The following is a 1,226-nucleotide window of genomic DNA, read 5'->3' as shown; positions in this document are numbered from 1 at the left end:
CGATCTTTCCCTGTGGTTTCTCGAGTGCAATGCGCAACGCTTCTGACGCAACGAAAGGAAGGTCGTGTTGTATTAAGGTCTGTTTGAAAAGCTTGATAAAGAGTGTGCTGATCACTTTGTCATCACACCGATGCTGTAAGTGCGTCCCAGTCGACACAATGCTGTCCTCACTCTATTACGATTCTTGTTTTGAACTGCACGAGCCCTACAACAAGCGCAACATCTCGGACGCTTAGGAGACCAAAATCCTATCTCTTTGGAGATGAAAATACAAAATCATTATGTCGTTTGNGTGAGCGAGTAAAAAATATAGTTTCAGTGCGTGTTTAAGGTCGAATATTTCAAATTTTGGACTACGGTTACGCCCAATATAAAAAATCGTTAACCTTAGGCTGAACGTTTATGCATCATTTACACGCAGGGCGTCTGTTAGATGTTCAACAGCGCATCATTTCTCTTATTGCTTTAGGCGGGCAATGGGCGGAATGTTTGGAGCTCATCGCGACAGAAATAGAGCGACTGATTCCGCGTGAAGATGCGTATTGCTCCATTCTCTTTCTGGATGGGAAACATCTACGCCATGGTGCAGCACCTAGCATCAGCAAGGAATATTCCGAGGCGATTGATGGCGCAGAAATCGGCCCTAATGTTGGGTCTTGCGGAACAGCGGCCTATACAGCGAAGAATGTGAATGTGTCGAGTATCGAAACGGATCCACTCTGGGCTGATTACAAAGGCTTAGCCTTAGGCGCGGGACTACGGGCATGCTGGTCTGTCCCGATTATGGCGAGTTATGGCCCAGTGCTTGGCAGTTTTGCCATTTATTTCGGCCACGAATGTGAGTATGACGCAGATCTTGTTGATCTGATTGAGCGCTTTTCTCATCTGGCAGGTTTAGTTCTAGAGAAAAAAATCAACGAAGGGAAATCAAGTCAGCTGCATAAAGCCTTACAACATAACAGCCATCGCTTTGAGAGCTTTGCTAGGGCGATGCCGGATCTAGTTCTCGTGTTCGATGAAGATGGCTATTACGTCGATATTTATGGCGGTGAGATGAAATCATTAGTCTTGCCTGCCAATATGCTTCTTGGGCAGAAATTGTCAGACATCCTCCCTCCTGCAATTAGCACAGCCATGCTCAATGTTATTCATGAGTGTCTCGATCAACAGAAACGTATGGTGTATGAGTATGAGCTAGATGTTCAAACGGGAAATCGTATTTTTGA

The 1,226-nt window shown here is 45.4% G+C and carries 1 protein-coding gene; it reads left to right on the top strand.

Features of this window, described 5'->3' with window-relative positions; translation table 11 throughout:
* Positions 1-402: 402 nt before the first annotated feature.
* The coding region (locus A3738_RS06840; RefSeq protein WP_156504025.1) for a GAF domain-containing protein at positions 403-1,226 on the top strand (824 nt) is incomplete at its 3' end.

The sequence above is a fragment of the Oleiphilus sp. HI0066 genome (genome assembly GCF_001635725.1).
This window is presented reverse-complemented; position numbering and strand designations above follow the sequence as displayed.